This window comes from Ramlibacter sp. (assembly GCF_028291745.1).
In the GTDB taxonomy this organism is placed as follows: Bacteria; Pseudomonadota; Gammaproteobacteria; order Burkholderiales; family Burkholderiaceae_C; genus Ramlibacter.
In genome coordinates this window covers 1-14543 of the sequence record NZ_JAQGNQ010000135.1, presented here as the reverse complement: position 1 = coordinate 14543, position 14543 = coordinate 1, and the positions used below count along the sequence as shown (strand labels likewise).

Genomic DNA, 14543 nt, shown 5'->3' with positions numbered 1-14543 from the left:
CGGGCCTCTTTCAGCGGCCTCGCACCGAAGAAAGCTACTACCGAAAACGAAAGCGCGCCCAAGACGAGCTCGCTGCGGTCCAGCCGTCTCTCATTTCATGAAAGAACATTCCGGACAGCAGTGGGTCAAGCCCGGGATGACATCCTTAAGCCCCGGATGACATCCTCAAGCCCGGGACGGCATCCTGAAGCCCCGGCATGACATCCTCAAGCCACCTTCGCGGCCCGTCCGCCGAAGATCGCCGTCCCCACCCGCACCATCGTGCTCCCCGCCTGGATCGCCGCTTCGAGGTCCGCGCTCATCCCCAGCGACAGCGTGTCCAGCGCCAGCCCCGCGCCGCGCAGCTGGTCGAACAGCGCCCGGGCGCGGCGATGCACCGCGACTTGCGCAGCGAAGTCCGCCACCGGCTCGGGAATCGTCATCAGGCCGCGCAAGTGCAGCCGCGGCAGCTGCGCGATCTCGCGTGCCAACGCCAGGGCTTCCTGCGGCAGCACGCCCGACTTGCCCGGGCCGCCGTCGATGTTCACCTGGATGCACACCGACAAGGGCGGCAAGTCCGCCGGGCGCTGCTCGTTCAGCCGCTGCGCGATCTTCAGGCGGTCGACGCTCTGGGCCCAGGCGAAGTGCTCGGCGACCAGCCGCGTCTTGTTGCTCTGGATCGGGCCGATGCAATGCCACGTGAGCGGCAAGTCGGTGAGCAGCGCCTGCTTTTCCACCGCCTCCTGGATGTAGTTCTCGCCGAATTCGGTCGCGCCGGCGGCGTGGGCGGCGCGCACGGCGTCGGCTGGGAACGTCTTGGAAACAGCGAGCAGCGTGACTTCGGTCACGTCGCGTCCGGCGGCCGTGCATGCGGTCGAAATGCGGCTGCGCACGGTCTGGAGGTTGGCTGCGATCGTCGTCATAATGGGCCGGCTCATCGGGCCGCTGCTGCGCCACGGTGGCGAGGACACAAGGAAGAGGATCCGTGGATATTACCCAGCTGCTGGCATTCAGCGTCAAGAACAAGGCCTCCGACCTGCACCTGTCCGCGGGCCTGCCGCCGATGATCCGCGTGCACGGCGACGTGCGCCGCATCAACGTCGACCCCATGGACCACAAGCAGGTCCACGCGATGGTCTACGACATCATGAACGACACGCAGCGCAAGAACTACGAAGAGTTCCTGGAGGTCGACTTCTCGTTCGAGATCGAAGGCCTCGCCCGCTTCCGCGTCAACGCCTTCAACCAGAACCGCGGCGCCGGCGCCGTGTTCCGGACCATTCCCTCGAAGATCCTCACGCTCGAACAGCTGAACGCGCCCAAGATCTTCCAGGACCTCGCGCTCAAGCCGCGCGGCATGGTGCTGGTGACCGGTCCCACGGGCTCCGGCAAGTCGACCACCCTGGCCGCGATGGTCAACCACCTGAACGAGACCGAGTACGGCCACATCCTGACGGTGGAAGACCCGATCGAGTTCGTGCACGAATCCAAGAAGTGCCTGATCAACCAGCGCGAAGTCGGGCCGATGACGCTGTCGTTCGCCAACGCGCTGAAGTCCGCGCTGCGCGAAGACCCGGACTGCATCCTGGTCGGCGAAATGCGTGACCTCGAAACGATCCGCCTGGCCATGACGGCCGCGGAGACCGGCCACCTGGTGTTCGGCACGCTGCACACCTCGAGCGCCGCCAAGACCATCGACCGGATCATCGACGTGTTCCCGGCGGACGAAAAGGAAATGGTCCGGGCGATGCTGTCGGAGTCGCTGCAGGCGGTGGTGTCGCAGACCCTGTGCAAGACCAAGGACGGCAGCGGCCGGGTGGCGGCGCACGAGATCATGCTGGGCACCCCCGCCATCCGCAACCTGATCCGCGAGGCCAAGGTGGCGCAGATGTATTCTTCCATCCAGACCGGCAATTCTTCCGGCATGCAGACGCTGGACCAGAACCTCACCGAGCTGGTCCGCCGCAACATGATCACGGCCGCCGAAGCGCGCGGCAAGGCCAAGATCCCCGAGAACTTCCCTGGGTGATCATGGCCCCCACGCCTGCCACTACGTGTACTGCGCTGCCCCCCGAGGGGGGCGCGGCCGCCTTGGGGCGGCCCGGCGGCGGCCGGAGCTAAAGGATAGAAAATGGAACGCGACCAGGCCACGAAATTCATCAACGACCTGCTGAAGCTGATGGTCGGCCGCAATGGCAGCGACCTGTTCATCACGGCCGAATTCCCGCCGGCGATCAAGGTCGACGGCAAGATCACCAAGGTGTCGCCGCAGCCGCTCAATGGCGCCCACACGCTGGCGCTCGCGCGTTCGATCATGAGCGACAAGCAGGCCGCGGAGTTCGAGCGCACCAAGGAGTGCAACTTCGCGATCTCGCCGCCCAACGTGGGGCGCTTCCGGGTCAACGCCTTCGTGCAGCAGGGCAAGGTCGGCATGGTGCTGCGGGTGATCCCGATGACGCTGCCCACCATCGACGGCCTCGGCGTGCCGCAGGTGCTCAAGGAAGTCGTGGGGTCCAAGCGCGGCCTGGTCGTGCTGGTGGGCGCCACCGGCTCGGGCAAGTCGACGACGCTGGCGGCGATGATCGACTGGCGCAACACCAGCAGCTTCGGCCACATCATCACGATCGAGGACCCCGTGGAGTTCGTGCATCCGCACAAGAACTGCGTGGTGACGCAGCGTGAAGTGGGGCTCGATACCGACAGCTGGGAGTCGGCGCTGAAGAACACGCTGCGGCAGGCGCCCGACGTGATCCTCATGGGCGAAATCCGCGATCGCGAGACGATGGAGCACGCGATCGCCTTTGCCGAGACCGGCCACCTGTGCATGGCGACGCTGCACGCCAACAGCGCCAACCAGGCGCTGGACCGCGTGATCAACTTCTTCCCGGAAGAGCGCCGGCCGCAGCTGCTGATGGACCTGTCGCTGAACCTCAAGGCCTTCATCTCGCAGCGGCTGGTGCCCAAGCAGGACGGCAAGGGCCGCGGCGCGGCGGTGGAAATCCTGCTGAACACGCCCTTGATCTCGGACCTGATCTTCAAGGGCGAGGTCTCCGAGATCAAGGAAGTGATGAAGAAGAGCCGCAACCTGGGCATGCAGACCTTCGACCAGGCGCTGTTCGACATGTACGAGAACAACGTCATCACCTACGAAGACGCGCTGCGCAACGCCGACTCGGTGAACGACCTGCGCCTGCAGATCAAGCTGAACTCGCAACGCGCCAAGTCGCAGGATCTCTCCGCGGGGACGGAGCACCTGGCGATCGTTTAAGGCGGCTAAGGCCAACAACCGGACGCAGAAGACGCAGAAGTTTTCGCAGAAGGCGCAAAAGGGAATCCCTTCCAAAAGGATCTCTTCTGCGTCTTCTGCGGAACTTCTGCGCTTTCTGCGTCCGGATACTGGGTGTTGGCTCTCGACCCGCTGCTGCTAAAGTGCGCGGCATGGCGAGCACCAACCCCAAAACCTACGAAACCACCGCCCCCCGCAAGGTGGCCTTTCTTGGCCTCGGCGTGATGGGGTTTCCCATGGCCGGCCATCTCGCATTGGCCGGGCACCGGGTCACGGTCTACAACCGCAGCGCGGAAAAGCGCATTGCCTGGTGCAAGGAATTCACCGGCGGCGCCGCGCCGACCCCCCGTGAGGCGGTGGCGGATTGCGATCTCGTGTTTTGTTGCGTCGGCAACGATGACGACCTGCGCTCGGTGGTGCAGGGCGAGCAGGGCGCCTTCGCCGGCATGAAGAGCGGCGCGGTCTTCATCGACCACACCACGGCTTCGGCCAACGTCGCGCGCGAGCTCTCGGCGGAAGCGGCGCGCCGCGGCCTGCAGTTCGTCGATGCGCCGGTCTCCGGCGGCCAGGCGGGCGCGCAGAACGGCCTGCTCACCGTGATGTGCGGCGGCGAGCAGGCACCCTTCGATGCCGCCCGCCCCGTGGCCATGGCCTACTCTCGCGCGTTCACGCTGCTGGGTGCCAGCGGCGCCGGGCAGCTGGCCAAGATGGTCAACCAGGTGGCGATCGCCGGTCTCGTGCAGGGGCTGTCCGAAGCGATCGCCTTCGGCCTGAAGGCGGGCCTCGACATGGAGCAGGTGCTGGAGGTGATCGGCAAGGGTGCCGCCCAGAGCTGGCAGATGGACAACCGCGGCAAGACGATGATTGCCGGCAAGTTCGAGTTCGGCTTCGCGGTCGACTGGATGCGCAAGGACCTGGGCCTGGTGCTCGACGAGGCCAAGCGCAACGGCGCGCGGCTGCCGGTGACGGCGCTGGTGGACCAGTTCTACGCGGACGTGCAATCGCTGGGCGGGCAGCGCTGGGATACGTCCAGCCTCATCAAGCGGCTGCGTTAACTCGGTAGGGTGGGACGCCGCAGGCGCCCCACCGTTTCCCGCGTGCGCCGGTGGGGTGCCTAGCGCACGGGTGAAGACACCGCAGCCGCCGGTTCGGGCGGCGGCGCGGGTGCTGCAGCGGGTGCGGGAGCAGGTGCAGCGCCACCCGCCGGCGTCGTCGGCGCCGGCAGGCCGGCTTGCCGCAGATCTTCCGGGCTCACGACCTCGAACACCCGCACCACCTTCTGCACGCCATTGATCTGCCGCGCAATGGACGTGGCGCGCTCGGCCTCGCGCGCCGTGACGCGGCCCATCAGGTAGACGACGCCGCGCTCGGTGACCACCTTGATCGCATTGGCCTGCAGGTCCGACGCATCGACATACGACGCCCGCACCTTGCCCGTGATCAGCACATCGCCGGAACGTTGCGGCAGCGTCGTGGGCGATGCCACGACCAGTTCGTTGACGATGCCGCGCACGTTGTCGACCCGTCCGACGATCTGCTCCGCCCGCTCGCGCAGCGCCTCGCTCGGCGTCTCGCCGCTCAGCAGCACCTGCCGGTTGTAGCTGGTGACGTTGATGTGCACGCCGTCCCCCATCGCTTCGCGCAGACGGGCGGCGGAGCGCAGTTCGATTGCCTCGTCGTCGATCTGGGCCCCCGAGCTGCGCCGGTCGGAGGCCATCAGCGCCGTGCTGACGGCGCCGCCGAGAAGCAGCGGTGCGCAACCGGCCAGCGAGCCCGCGAGCAGGGCCGCGGCCAGGCTGGCCACCGGCAGGGAAGAGAAGAATCGTCGTGTCATGCGGGAAGGTCCTGGTCGCCGAGAAGCTGGGCATCGACACCGTCGCAGATGCAGTGCAGGACGAGGATGTGCACCTCCTGGATGCGCGCGGTGCGTTCGTGCGGCACGCAGATGTGCACGTCGGTCTCGCGCAGCATGGCGGCCATCTTGCCGCCGCCGCGTCCGGTAAGTGCCACCACGCTCATCTCGCGCTCGTGCGCGGCCTCGATGGCCGCGAGCACGTTGGCGGAATTGCCGCTGGTGGAGAGCGCAAGCAGCACGTCGCCCGGCTGCCCGAGCGCCCGCACCTGCTTGGAGAAGATGCGCTCGTAGTCGTAGTCGTTGGCGATCGCGGTGAGGATGGAGCTGTCGGTGGTGAGCGCGATCGCGCCGAGCTCCGGGCGCTCGCGCTCGAAGCGGCCGACGAACTCCGCCGAGAAGTGCTGCGCGTCGGCGGCCGAGCCGCCGTTGCCGCACGCGAGCACCTTGCCTCCGCTGGTGACGCAGGCGAGCACGGCTTGCACCGCCTGGGCTATGGGTTTGCTGAGGGACTGCGCGGCCTGGTACTTCAGGTCGGCACTCTCGATGAAGTTCTGCTGTATGCGTTGCTCGAGCATGGGGGCCATGATACCGCTGGCACCCTGCCAGAAATGTCTGCATCACGCAGCGGCGGTGAACGGCTGGTTACTCGATTTGTCCCAATGTTTCACTGCTGGCCTTCGCTTGTAGTCCCTATCGCACGGGAGCGGGACGGAATGACCGACGCGCCAGCCGACGTGACCCGACACGAGGTGCCGCATGGAACTGACTTCGCCAAAGTTGCGGCTCACTATTCTGAACACCGCTGGCCTCGATGCCCGCGAGTTTCAAGTTTCACAAATCAAGTTCTAGGAGAAGTTGCAATGGCTGTTCTGAAAAAAATTGCCGGTCTGGCTGTCGGTATCTCTGCGGTCGCCGCCATCGGTGTCGCGATCGCCCAAGGCGTGCCCCCGAACCCCTTCGTGTCCAACCCTGCCCTCGGCGCTGGCCAGCAGAGCACGCACCTGACCTCGATGGGCGAAACCGGCGTGCCGGGCCTGGTCGACCAGGTGCAGACCGCCCAGGTCACCACGGTGCGTGAAGTCGCTCGCGTCGAGCAGCCCGCGCCGATCATCGCGCAAGCTCCCGCTCCCGTGATCGAAGAGCGCCAGTCCATGGGCGCCGCTCCGGCACCGGTGGAAGAGCCGGCGCCCATCGTGCGGCGCGCCCGTCGCGACCGCGGCTAAGCCCTGCGTCCGTTCTTGCTGGGGCTGCTGCGAAGGCAGCCTCAGCCAGCATCGAAGGCGGCACGCATCCACTGGATGCTGCCGCCTTCCATGCTGATGACGTCGAATCGGCAGGGTGGCGGCGCCGGCAGCCGCATCAGGTAGTGCCGCGCGGCGAACACGATACGCCTCTGCTTCTGCCAGCCTATGCTGCCAGCCGCGCCACCGAAGCTGCTGCTGGCGCGCTTTCTCACCTCCACGAACACCAGCGTGCCGTCGCGCTCGCGCACGATCAGGTCGATCTCGCCGCCACCGCGGCCGGGCGTCCGATAATTGCGCGCGACCAGGCGCAGGCCCTGGCCCAGCAGATGCGCCAGGGCGCGGTCTTCGGCCACATCGCCTTGCTCCTTGGTCGTCACGTCCCCTCGCTTTCGAAGGAGTCTTCCGATTTGAGCGCTTCCTTTGCCCCCGCGCTGGCCGCGGCACGCGACGCGGCGGCTGCGCAGCATTATCCGCAGGGTGCGCTGTACATCGTCGCCACGCCCATAGGCAACCTGGCGGACATCAGCCTGCGGGCGCTGCACGTCCTGCAGATGGTGGATGCCCTCGCCTGCGAGGACACCCGGCATACGCAGGCCTTGCTGCGCGCCTATGGCATCGAGAAGCAGGCCTGGCTCAGCGTGCATCGGCATAACGAGATGGAAGGCGCGCAGGAGGTGCTGCGCCGTCTGCAGCTCGGCCAGCGCGTGGCCTATGCCAGCGATGCCGGCACGCCGGGGATCAGCGATCCCGGTGCGCGCGTGGTCGAGACAGTCCGCGCAGCGGGCCTGCCTGTCATACCGCTGCCGGGTGCGAGCAGCATCACGGCGATCATGAGCGCCACCGGCTCGCTCGGCGAGGAGGGCGGGTTTGTCTTCTTCGGCTTCCTGCCAGCCAAGGGCGGAGAGCGGCAACAGGCCGTCGAATCGCTGAGGCAGGAGCCTCGCGCGGTGGTGCTGCTGGAGGCGCCACATCGGATCGCCGCGCTGGCGGAGACACTCGCGCTGCTCGGCACGCGTCAGCTCACGGTCGGCCGCGAGCTGACCAAGCAGTTCGAGGAGATCGCGACGCTGCCTTGCGCAGGCTTTGCCGCCTGGCTGGCCGCTTCACCGCAGCGCACGCGCGGGGAGTTTGCGCTGGTGCTGCATCCCGTGGCAATCGCGCGCGACGACGGCGACCAGGAGCGGGTGCTCAAGCTGCTGTTGGCCGAGTTGCCCGTGAAGACGGCCGTGAAGCTGGCCGCCGAGATCACGGGCGGGTCGCGCAACGAGCTCTATGAAAAAGCCCTGTCGCTGAAGAAAGACCCCGGTTCGTAGGCTGGGCTCGCGCAGCGACCCCAGCGATGTTGCTGGGGTGCCCTTCGGGCAGCCCAGCCTACCGGGCCCGGGCCCGCGTCCACGCGCAGCGCTAGATAGCCAACGGATCCACATCCACCGCCCACCGGATCAATCCCTTCATCCGCAGGCCCTGCAGCACCGGCTGCCAGGCCGCCAGAAACGACTGCAGCGCCGGCCGCGATCCGCTTTCCAGCAGCAACTGCGAGCGCTCGACATTCGCCACCCGCTGCACGGTCATCGGCACCGGCGCATACACCACCACATGGCTGCTGCCGTCCAGGCCCGCGGCTTCATCCGCGGCGGCTTGCAGGAAGGCCTGCGCCACCTCCTGCGTGCGCGCTTCGGCCCGCAGCAGCGCCTGGAAAGCGAAAGGCGGCATCGCGGCCTGCCGCCTTTCCTGCAATTGCTGCTCGGCAAACGCGGGAAAGTCGTGCTTGCGCAAGGCGGCAAACAGCGGGTGCTGCGGGTTCCAGGTCTGCACCCACATCTCGCTGGCCTCGGCATGCGCCACGTCCCGGCCGGCGCGTCCCGCGGCCTGCATCAAGAGGCTGAACAGGCGCTCGGGCGCGCGGAAGTCGCTGGAGAACAGCGCCGAGTCCGGATTGACCGCGGCCACCAGCGTGATGCTGCGAAAGTCATGGCCCTTGGTGACCATCTGGGTGCCGACCAGCACGTCCACCTCGCCGGCATGCACCTGCGCGAGTTGCAGCTCCAGCGCGCCCTTGAGCCGCGTGGTGTCCGCATCCATCCGCGCGATGCGCACGGGCCCGCCGTCCGGGCGGCGGGTGTCGGCCAGCAGTTGCGCGAGCTGCTCCTCCAGCCGTTCGGTGCCCCGCCCCAGCGGCTGGATGTCGACGTTGCCGCATTCCGGGCAGGCGCGTGGCACCCGCTCGGTGAAGCCGCAGTGGTGGCAGCGCAGCGTGCGGTCGATCTTGTGGAAGACGCGATAGGCGCTGCAGTGGCTGCACTCGCTGCGCCAATCGCATGCAGAACAGGCCAGCACCGGGGCGTAGCCGCGGCGATTGAGGAAGACCAGCGACTGCTCGCCCCGGGCGATGCGCTGCGTGATCGCGGCCAGCAGCGGCGGCGAGAACAGCGTGCCCTTGGGCTGGTGGTTCATGTCGACCAGCCGCACGCGCGGCAGCGTGCCGGCGCCCACGCGCGTGGGCATCTCCAGGCAGCGATAGCGCCCGCGGTCGCAAGCCTGCCAGCTCTCGAGCGAGGGCGTCGCCGAGCCCAGGATCACCTTCGCGCATTCCAGCCGCCCGCGATACACCGCCAGATCGCGCGCCGAATAACGCGCGCCTTCCTGCTGCTTGTAGCTGGGGTCGTGCTCCTCGTCGACGACGATCAGGCCCAGCCGCGGCAGCGATGCGAACACGGCCATGCGCGTGCCCAGCACGATCCGCGCGCTGCCCAGGTGGGCGGCGATCCAGCTGCGCAGGCGCTGCGGGTTGGTCATGCCGCTGTGCAGGGCGGTGACGGCCCCGGCGCCGAAACGCTCTTCGAAGCGTGCCTGCAGTTGCGGGGTGAGGTTGATCTCGGGGACCAGCACCAGGGCCTGCGCCTGCGGCTCGCGTGCCAGCAGCGCCTGCACGGCCTGCAGGTAGACCTCGGTCTGGCCGCTGCCGGTCGCGCCGAACAGCAGGAAGGGTCCGGCCTCGGCCTCGATCGCAGACAGCGCCCCCGCCTGCTCCAAGGTGAGCGCGGGCGGGGCGGCGCCGGCCGGGTCCGCGGCTGCCGTAACGCTGCGTTTGAGGCGACGCGCGAGCTGTGCCGCATCGAGCGCACGCAGCTGCGGGGGCAAGGCTGCCAAGGCCACTTCGCCCAGGCTGCGCTGGTAGTAGCTGGCGGCGAACGCGACGAGCTGTCGCCAAGGCGACGAGAGCGGCGGCAGGCCTTCGAGCGGGCCGCCAATGGTCTTGAGCTGCGCGGCCGTGAGTTCGTCGGCTTCGTCCGAGGGATCCCAGACCACGCCGCAGACCTCGCGCCGCCCCAGCGGCACGCGCACCAAGGTCCCGGGCGCGAGCGGAAGCTCACTCCGGTAGGTCAGCGCCTGAGCCAGCGCGCTGTGCGCCGGCGTCGGCACGACGACATGGACGAGATCGCTCATTTTCACTCGCGGCTAGGTGGGGTGCTTAGGCCGCGTTCGCGGAAACCCGGTAAGTCGTTGATTCCGCAGGACTTTGCGAGGCGCCTCCGCGCTTGTGGATAACTTTGTTGATAGGGGCGCCCGCACCAGCCGGGAGGCCCCGGAAAATCAAGGGCTTGGCGGGACGGTGCGGAAAAACCGCATGGTGCAGAGTCCAATGAAATCAAGGACTTAGCGGCGCTATTGATTTTGAAGCGGCGCGCCGCCTGCGCACCGGCTGGCCGGCCCCCGCAACACCGTTTTTGTGCATAAGTCAAGCAAGCGCGCGCCCGACTGGCGCTTCCGTGCTAGGGAACACCCTGAGCGACAGCCTCAGGACCGCGTCCGCATTTGCGCGGAGTGGGCGTGTACTGCCTCGACGAGCGCCTGCACGTGGTCGGGTGGGGTGTGCTGGCTGATGCCATGCCCGAGGTTGAAGATGTGGGTGGCGCCGGTGCCCGCACCGGCATGCGGTGCACCGAAATCCTCCAGCACCTGGCGAGCCTCGGCAGCAACCTGCTCTGGCGACGCGAACAGCGCGGCCGGGTCGAGGTTGCCTTGCAGTGCCTTGCTCGCACCCACTTGCGCGCGGGCGCGGGCGAGGTTGACCGTCCAGTCGAGGCCCAGCACGTCGCAGTCGAGCTCGCCCATTTGCTGCAGCCACAGGCCGCCGCCCTTGGTGAAGACGATGCGCGGCACGGTCTGGCCATCCGGCCCGGTGCGCTTCAGGCCCGCGAGCACGCGGCGCGTGTACGCCAGGCTGAACTCCTGGAAGGCGCGATCGGCCAGCGCCCCGCCCCAGCTGTCGAAGACCATCACGGCCTGCGCACCGGCCGCGATCTGCGCATTGAGGTAGTCGGCCACCGACTGCGCGTTCACGGCGAGGATGCGGTGCATCAGGTCCGGCCGGCGATAGAGCATGCTCTTGACGCCGCGCCAGTCGTCCGAGGAGCCGCCGCCTTCGACCATGTAGCAGGCAAGGGTCCAGGGGCTGCCGGAAAAGCCGATGAGGGGCACGCGGCCGGCGAGGGCGCGCCGGATCGAGCTCACGGCATCGAACACGTAGCGCAGCTTTTCCAGGTCGGGGACCTGCAGCGCGGCGACGGCCTGCTCGTCACGCAGCGGCCGGGCGAGCCGCGGACCTTCACCCTCGGCGAAGCTCAGGCCCAGGCCCATGGCATCGGGGACGGTGAGGATGTCGGAGAACAGGATCGCCGCGTCGAGCGCAAAACGATCGAGGGGTTGCAGCGTAACCTCGGTCGCGTACTGCACGTTGGTCGCCAGTCCCATGAAGCTGCCGGCCTTCGCGCGCGTTGCCTTGTATTCCGGCAGGTAGCGCCCCGCCTGGCGCATCAGCCACACCGGCGTATACGGCGTGGCCTGCCGCAGGCAGGCGCGCAGGAAGGTGTCGTTGACGAGCTGCGGGGAGGACATGGCGCGATTGTCGCAGGCCCTATGATCCCGGCTCAGCGAGGCAAAGCATGGAGACGTCGTTCGAACAGGCCAGGATGCTTTTCCTCGAGGGAGTGGGGCATTACGAGGCCGGGCGCCTGGAGCAGGCTGAGCTGAAATTCGCCGGCGCGTTGGCACTGGCGCCGGGACGCCCTTCAGTGCTGACCAACCTGGGCGCGGTGCGGCTCAAGCTCGGGCGCCTCGAAGACGCCCTGGCCGTGCTGGAAGAAGCGATCGCCCGCGAGCCGGCCAATGCGGAGGCGCTGGGCCACTGCGGCACGGCACTGGCGGAACTCGGTCGCACCTCCGAAGCGCTGGCGCATTTCGATCGCGCCCTGGCGATCGATGCCAACCCCGCCGCCCTGTGGACGCTGCGTGGCAGCGCGCTGATGGAGCTGGGCCGGCGAGAGGAGGCGGCCGCGTCGTACCGCGAGGCCCTGGCACGCGGCGGCGACGCGGAACTGCTGCAGTATTACCTGGCCGGCCTGCAAGGCAGCGCCGCGCCGCCGCGGCCGCCACGCCACTACGTCGAGCGCTTGTTCGACGGCTATGCGGACGGTTTCGACCAGCACCTGGTGCAGGGCCTGCGCTATGACGCGCCCGCTGTCCTGATGCGGCGCGTCGCGCAGCAGGGCCGCAGCTTCGCGCAGGCGCTCGACCTGGGCTGCGGCACCGGCTTGTGCGGGCCGCTGCTGCGGCCGATCGCCGACCGCGTGATCGGTGTCGACCTCTCGGCACAGATGCTGGAGAAAGCGGCGGCGCAGCGGGTGTACGACGCGCTGCGACAGGCCGACGTCGTGGAGTTTCTCGCTGCCTCGGGCGAGACCTACGACCTGGTGGTGGCGGCGGACGTGTTCGTCTATGTCGGTGTGCTGGCGGGCGTGTTCGAATTGCTGGCGCAACGCATGTCGGCCGGCGGCATCTTCTGCTTCACGGTGGAAGAGAGCGAGAGCGAGGAACTGGTGCTGCGCTCCAGCCTGCGTTATGCGCATTCGGAGGCGGGGATCCGCAGGCTGGCGCAGGCCCACGGCTTTGGCATCGCGGCGATCGAGCGGCGGCCGGTGCGCCAGGATCAGCGGCGGCCGATCCCGGGCTTGTTCTGCTGGCTGGACCGCCTGTAGCTCGGAGCGCTACACCGCCTTGCGCAGCGCCTGATCGACGTCCCAGAGGATGTCTTCCACATCCTCGATGCCCACCGAGAGCCGGATCATGTCGGGCCGCACGCCGGCGCGCGCGAGTTCGGCTTCATCGAGCTGGCGATGCGTGGTGGACGCCGGGTGGATCACCAGCGTCTTGGCGTCGCCGATGTTCGCGAGGTGGCTGAGGAACTCGCAGGCATCGATGAAGCGCTCGCCCGCCTTCACCGGGTCCGCCGCGTGGATGCCGAAGGTGAGGATGCCGGATGCGCCGGGCAGGCCGTCGATGCTGCGGAACTGCTTGCGCGCCAGGGCATGGTGCGGCGAGCTCGCCAGGCCGGGGTAGTTGACCCAGCCCACCAGCGGATGCTCGCTGAGGAACTCCGCGACGCGCTGCGCATTGCGGCAGTGCGCCTGCATGCGCAGGTGCAGTGTTTCTATCCCTTGCAGGATCAACCACGCGTTCAGCGGCGAGAGCGCGGCGCCGAAGGTCCGGTTCACCTCCATGCGCGCCTTCATGGTGTAGCCGAAGTCGCCGAAGGTCTCGTAGAACTTCACCCCGTGGTAGGCGCGGCTCGGCTCCAGCATCTCGGGAAACTTCTCCTTCGCCAGGCCGCTGCCCCAGTCGAACTTGCCGGACTCCACCACCACGCCGGCCATGGTGGTGCCGTGGCCGCCCAGGTACTTGGTGGCGCTGTGCACCACGATGTCGGCGCCGAAGGCGAACGGGTTGCACAGATAGGGGCTCGCGACGGTGTTGTCGATCACCAGGGGCAGACCGTGCTCGTGGGCGATGCGCGCCACCGGCTCGATGTCGAACACGTTCACCAGCGGATTGCCCAGCGTCTCGCCGTACACCGCCCGCGTGTTCGGGCGGATCGCGCGGCGGAAGTTGTCGGGGTCTGCGGGATCGACGAAGGTCGTTTCGATGCCGAGGCGACCGAAGCCGATTCCGAGCTGGCCCACCGTGCCGCCATAGAGCGTGGAGGCGGCGACGATGTGGTCGCCAGTCTTCAGGATGGCCAGCAGCGCCGTCATCTGCGCCGCCATGCCGGTGGCGCAGGCCAGTGCCGCGCGGCCGCCCTCGAGCGAAGCGACGCGTTCTTCCAGCACCGCGACGGTCGGATTGCTGATGCGGCTGTAGACGTTGCCGAAGGTCTGCAGGTTGAACAGGCTGGCCGCGTGTTCGGCCGAATCGAAGACGAAGCTGGTGGTCTGGTGGATCGGGGTCGCACGGGCGCCGGTCACCGGGTCGGGGATGGCGCCGGCGTGAATCGCACGGGTGCCGAACGCGTATTCGTGGTCGGCACCCATTTGCTGCTTCTTGCCGAAGGCGTCGTCGTGGTCGGCACCCACTTGCTGCTTCTTGCCAAAGGCGTCGTCGTGGTCAGCGGCCATGGTTTCAGTAGAACAGGTGCTGCGGACGCCGCGCCGAGATCACCTTGGTGTCCACGCCGGCCCAGTTCAGGCCACCGAACAGGCGGGCATGTTCGATCTTCACGCAGCGGTCCATCACCACGTCGAGGCCCGCGGCGCGCGCTTTCGCGGCGGAGGTTTCGTCGACCACGCCGATCTGCAGCCACAGGCACTTGGCGCCGATGGCGATCGCCTCGTCGGCAATGGGCGGGATGTCGGCGCTGCGGCGAAAGCAATCGACCAGGTCGATGCGCTCGCCGGCATCGGCTGCGGCAGTGACGCTGGGATAGCTGCGCTCGCCCAGGATCTCGGTCGCTCCCGGGTTGATCGGCACGATGCGGTAGCCGTGCTCGCGCATGTACTTGGCCGCGAAGAAACTCGGGCGATGCCATTGCGGCGAGAGGCCGACGACAGCCAGCGTGCGGCAGGTGCCCAGGATCCGGCGCAGTTCGTGGATCGTGCTCATGGTGCCCACTGTACACAGTGGCCTCGGCTTGACCCACTGCTGTCCGGAAACCCGCAGCTTGCTGGTGAGCCGAGGTCCACTTCCGCTGCGAGCAGCAGGGCGGTCGAGCAAGACGCTGTGCGGTGCGGGCCCGCGGGGTGGCGTCCCGATCGCGTGAACGCGATCGGGCAGACCTGCGCTGGCCGGTCTTGCGGCCCACGCGAAGAACTCGTCTGCAGTTTGGCCTGCGGCCCAACCGCGAACT

At 68.0% G+C, this 14543-nt stretch carries 14 protein-coding genes; 6 read left to right on the top strand and 8 right to left on the bottom strand.

Annotated elements, in window-relative coordinates:
* Window positions 1-206: 206 nt before the first annotated feature.
* Window positions 207-902: a YggS family pyridoxal phosphate-dependent enzyme gene (locus tag JWP60_RS24950; protein WP_299797711.1), complete on the bottom strand. Its 696-nt coding sequence runs from the start codon at window positions 900-902 to the stop codon at window positions 207-209.
* A gap of 62 nt (window positions 903-964) precedes the next feature.
* Between JWP60_RS24950 and JWP60_RS24945 the strand changes: the two genes are divergently transcribed.
* The 3 genes from JWP60_RS24945 to JWP60_RS24935 all read left to right on the top strand — a co-directional run bounded on the left by JWP60_RS24945 (window position 965) and on the right by JWP60_RS24935 (window position 4320).
* Window positions 965-2008: a type IV pilus twitching motility protein PilT gene (locus tag JWP60_RS24945; protein ID WP_299797702.1), complete on the top strand. Its 1044-nt coding sequence runs from the start codon at window positions 965-967 to the stop codon at window positions 2006-2008.
* 102 nt (window positions 2009-2110) lie between these two features.
* On the top strand, window positions 2111-3247 hold the full coding sequence (locus JWP60_RS24940; protein WP_299797700.1) for a PilT/PilU family type 4a pilus ATPase: 1137 nt from the start codon (window positions 2111-2113) through the stop codon (window positions 3245-3247).
* Between the two features lie 170 nt (window positions 3248-3417).
* The gene (locus tag JWP60_RS24935; protein WP_299797698.1) at window positions 3418-4320 is read left to right on the top strand and encodes an NAD(P)-dependent oxidoreductase; all 903 of its coding nucleotides are present in this window, start codon (window positions 3418-3420) and stop codon (window positions 4318-4320) included.
* Window positions 4321-4379: 59 nt separating this feature from the next.
* Here JWP60_RS24935 and JWP60_RS24930 read toward each other — a convergent pair whose 3' ends face one another.
* Together JWP60_RS24930 and JWP60_RS24925 are read right to left on the bottom strand one after the other, a co-directional pair.
* Window positions 4380-5099 (bottom strand): BON domain-containing protein, encoded by a 720-nt coding sequence (locus JWP60_RS24930; protein ID WP_299797695.1) that lies wholly within the window; start codon window positions 5097-5099, stop codon window positions 4380-4382.
* Entirely contained in the window at window positions 5096-5695 is a 600-nt protein-coding gene (locus tag JWP60_RS24925; protein ID WP_299797693.1) for a phosphoheptose isomerase, read from the bottom strand. Before JWP60_RS24925 ends, JWP60_RS24930 begins: the two co-directional genes overlap by 4 nt.
* Before the next feature lie 285 nt (window positions 5696-5980).
* Here JWP60_RS24925 and JWP60_RS24920 point away from each other — a divergent pair, with 285 nt between their 5' ends.
* Window positions 5981-6343, top strand: a complete 363-nt coding sequence (locus tag JWP60_RS24920) for a hypothetical protein (RefSeq protein WP_299797690.1) — start codon at window positions 5981-5983, stop codon at window positions 6341-6343.
* A gap of 41 nt (window positions 6344-6384) precedes the next feature.
* On the opposite strand, the gene JWP60_RS24915 is transcribed toward JWP60_RS24920, so the two are convergent.
* Window positions 6385-6771 (bottom strand): YraN family protein, encoded by a 387-nt coding sequence (locus tag JWP60_RS24915; protein ID WP_299797708.1) that lies wholly within the window; start codon window positions 6769-6771, stop codon window positions 6385-6387.
* Here JWP60_RS24915 and rsmI point away from each other — a divergent pair, their 5' ends adjacent.
* The gene (gene rsmI, locus JWP60_RS24910; protein WP_299797687.1) at window positions 6772-7677 is read left to right on the top strand and encodes a 16S rRNA (cytidine(1402)-2'-O)-methyltransferase; all 906 of its coding nucleotides are present in this window, start codon (window positions 6772-6774) and stop codon (window positions 7675-7677) included. It begins immediately after the preceding gene.
* Window positions 7678-7768: 91 nt separating this feature from the next.
* Here rsmI and JWP60_RS24905 read toward each other — a convergent pair whose 3' ends face one another.
* Together JWP60_RS24905 and hemE are read right to left on the bottom strand one after the other, a co-directional pair.
* Window positions 7769-9811 carry a primosomal protein N' gene (locus JWP60_RS24905; RefSeq protein ID WP_299797684.1) on the bottom strand — a complete coding sequence of 681 codons (2043 nt, stop codon included), beginning with the start codon at window positions 9809-9811 and terminating at the stop codon, window positions 7769-7771.
* 351 nt (window positions 9812-10162) lie between these two features.
* On the bottom strand, window positions 10163-11263 hold the full coding sequence (hemE, locus tag JWP60_RS24900) for a uroporphyrinogen decarboxylase (protein WP_299797681.1): 1101 nt from the start codon (window positions 11261-11263) through the stop codon (window positions 10163-10165).
* Between the two features lie 47 nt (window positions 11264-11310).
* Between hemE and JWP60_RS24895 the strand changes: the two genes are divergently transcribed.
* Window positions 11311-12402, top strand: coding sequence for a tetratricopeptide repeat protein (locus tag JWP60_RS24895; protein WP_299797678.1), 1092 nt, complete (start codon window positions 11311-11313; stop codon window positions 12400-12402).
* A gap of 9 nt (window positions 12403-12411) precedes the next feature.
* Here the strand turns inward: JWP60_RS24895 and JWP60_RS24890 are convergent, their stop codons facing one another.
* Window positions 12412-13731, bottom strand: a complete 1320-nt coding sequence (locus tag JWP60_RS24890) for an O-acetylhomoserine aminocarboxypropyltransferase/cysteine synthase family protein (RefSeq protein WP_299797705.1) — start codon at window positions 13729-13731, stop codon at window positions 12412-12414.
* Between the two features lie 88 nt (window positions 13732-13819).
* Window positions 13820-14299 (bottom strand): CoA-binding protein, encoded by a 480-nt coding sequence (locus JWP60_RS24885; protein WP_299797675.1) that lies wholly within the window; start codon window positions 14297-14299, stop codon window positions 13820-13822.
* Window positions 14300-14543: the final 244 nt, after the last annotated feature.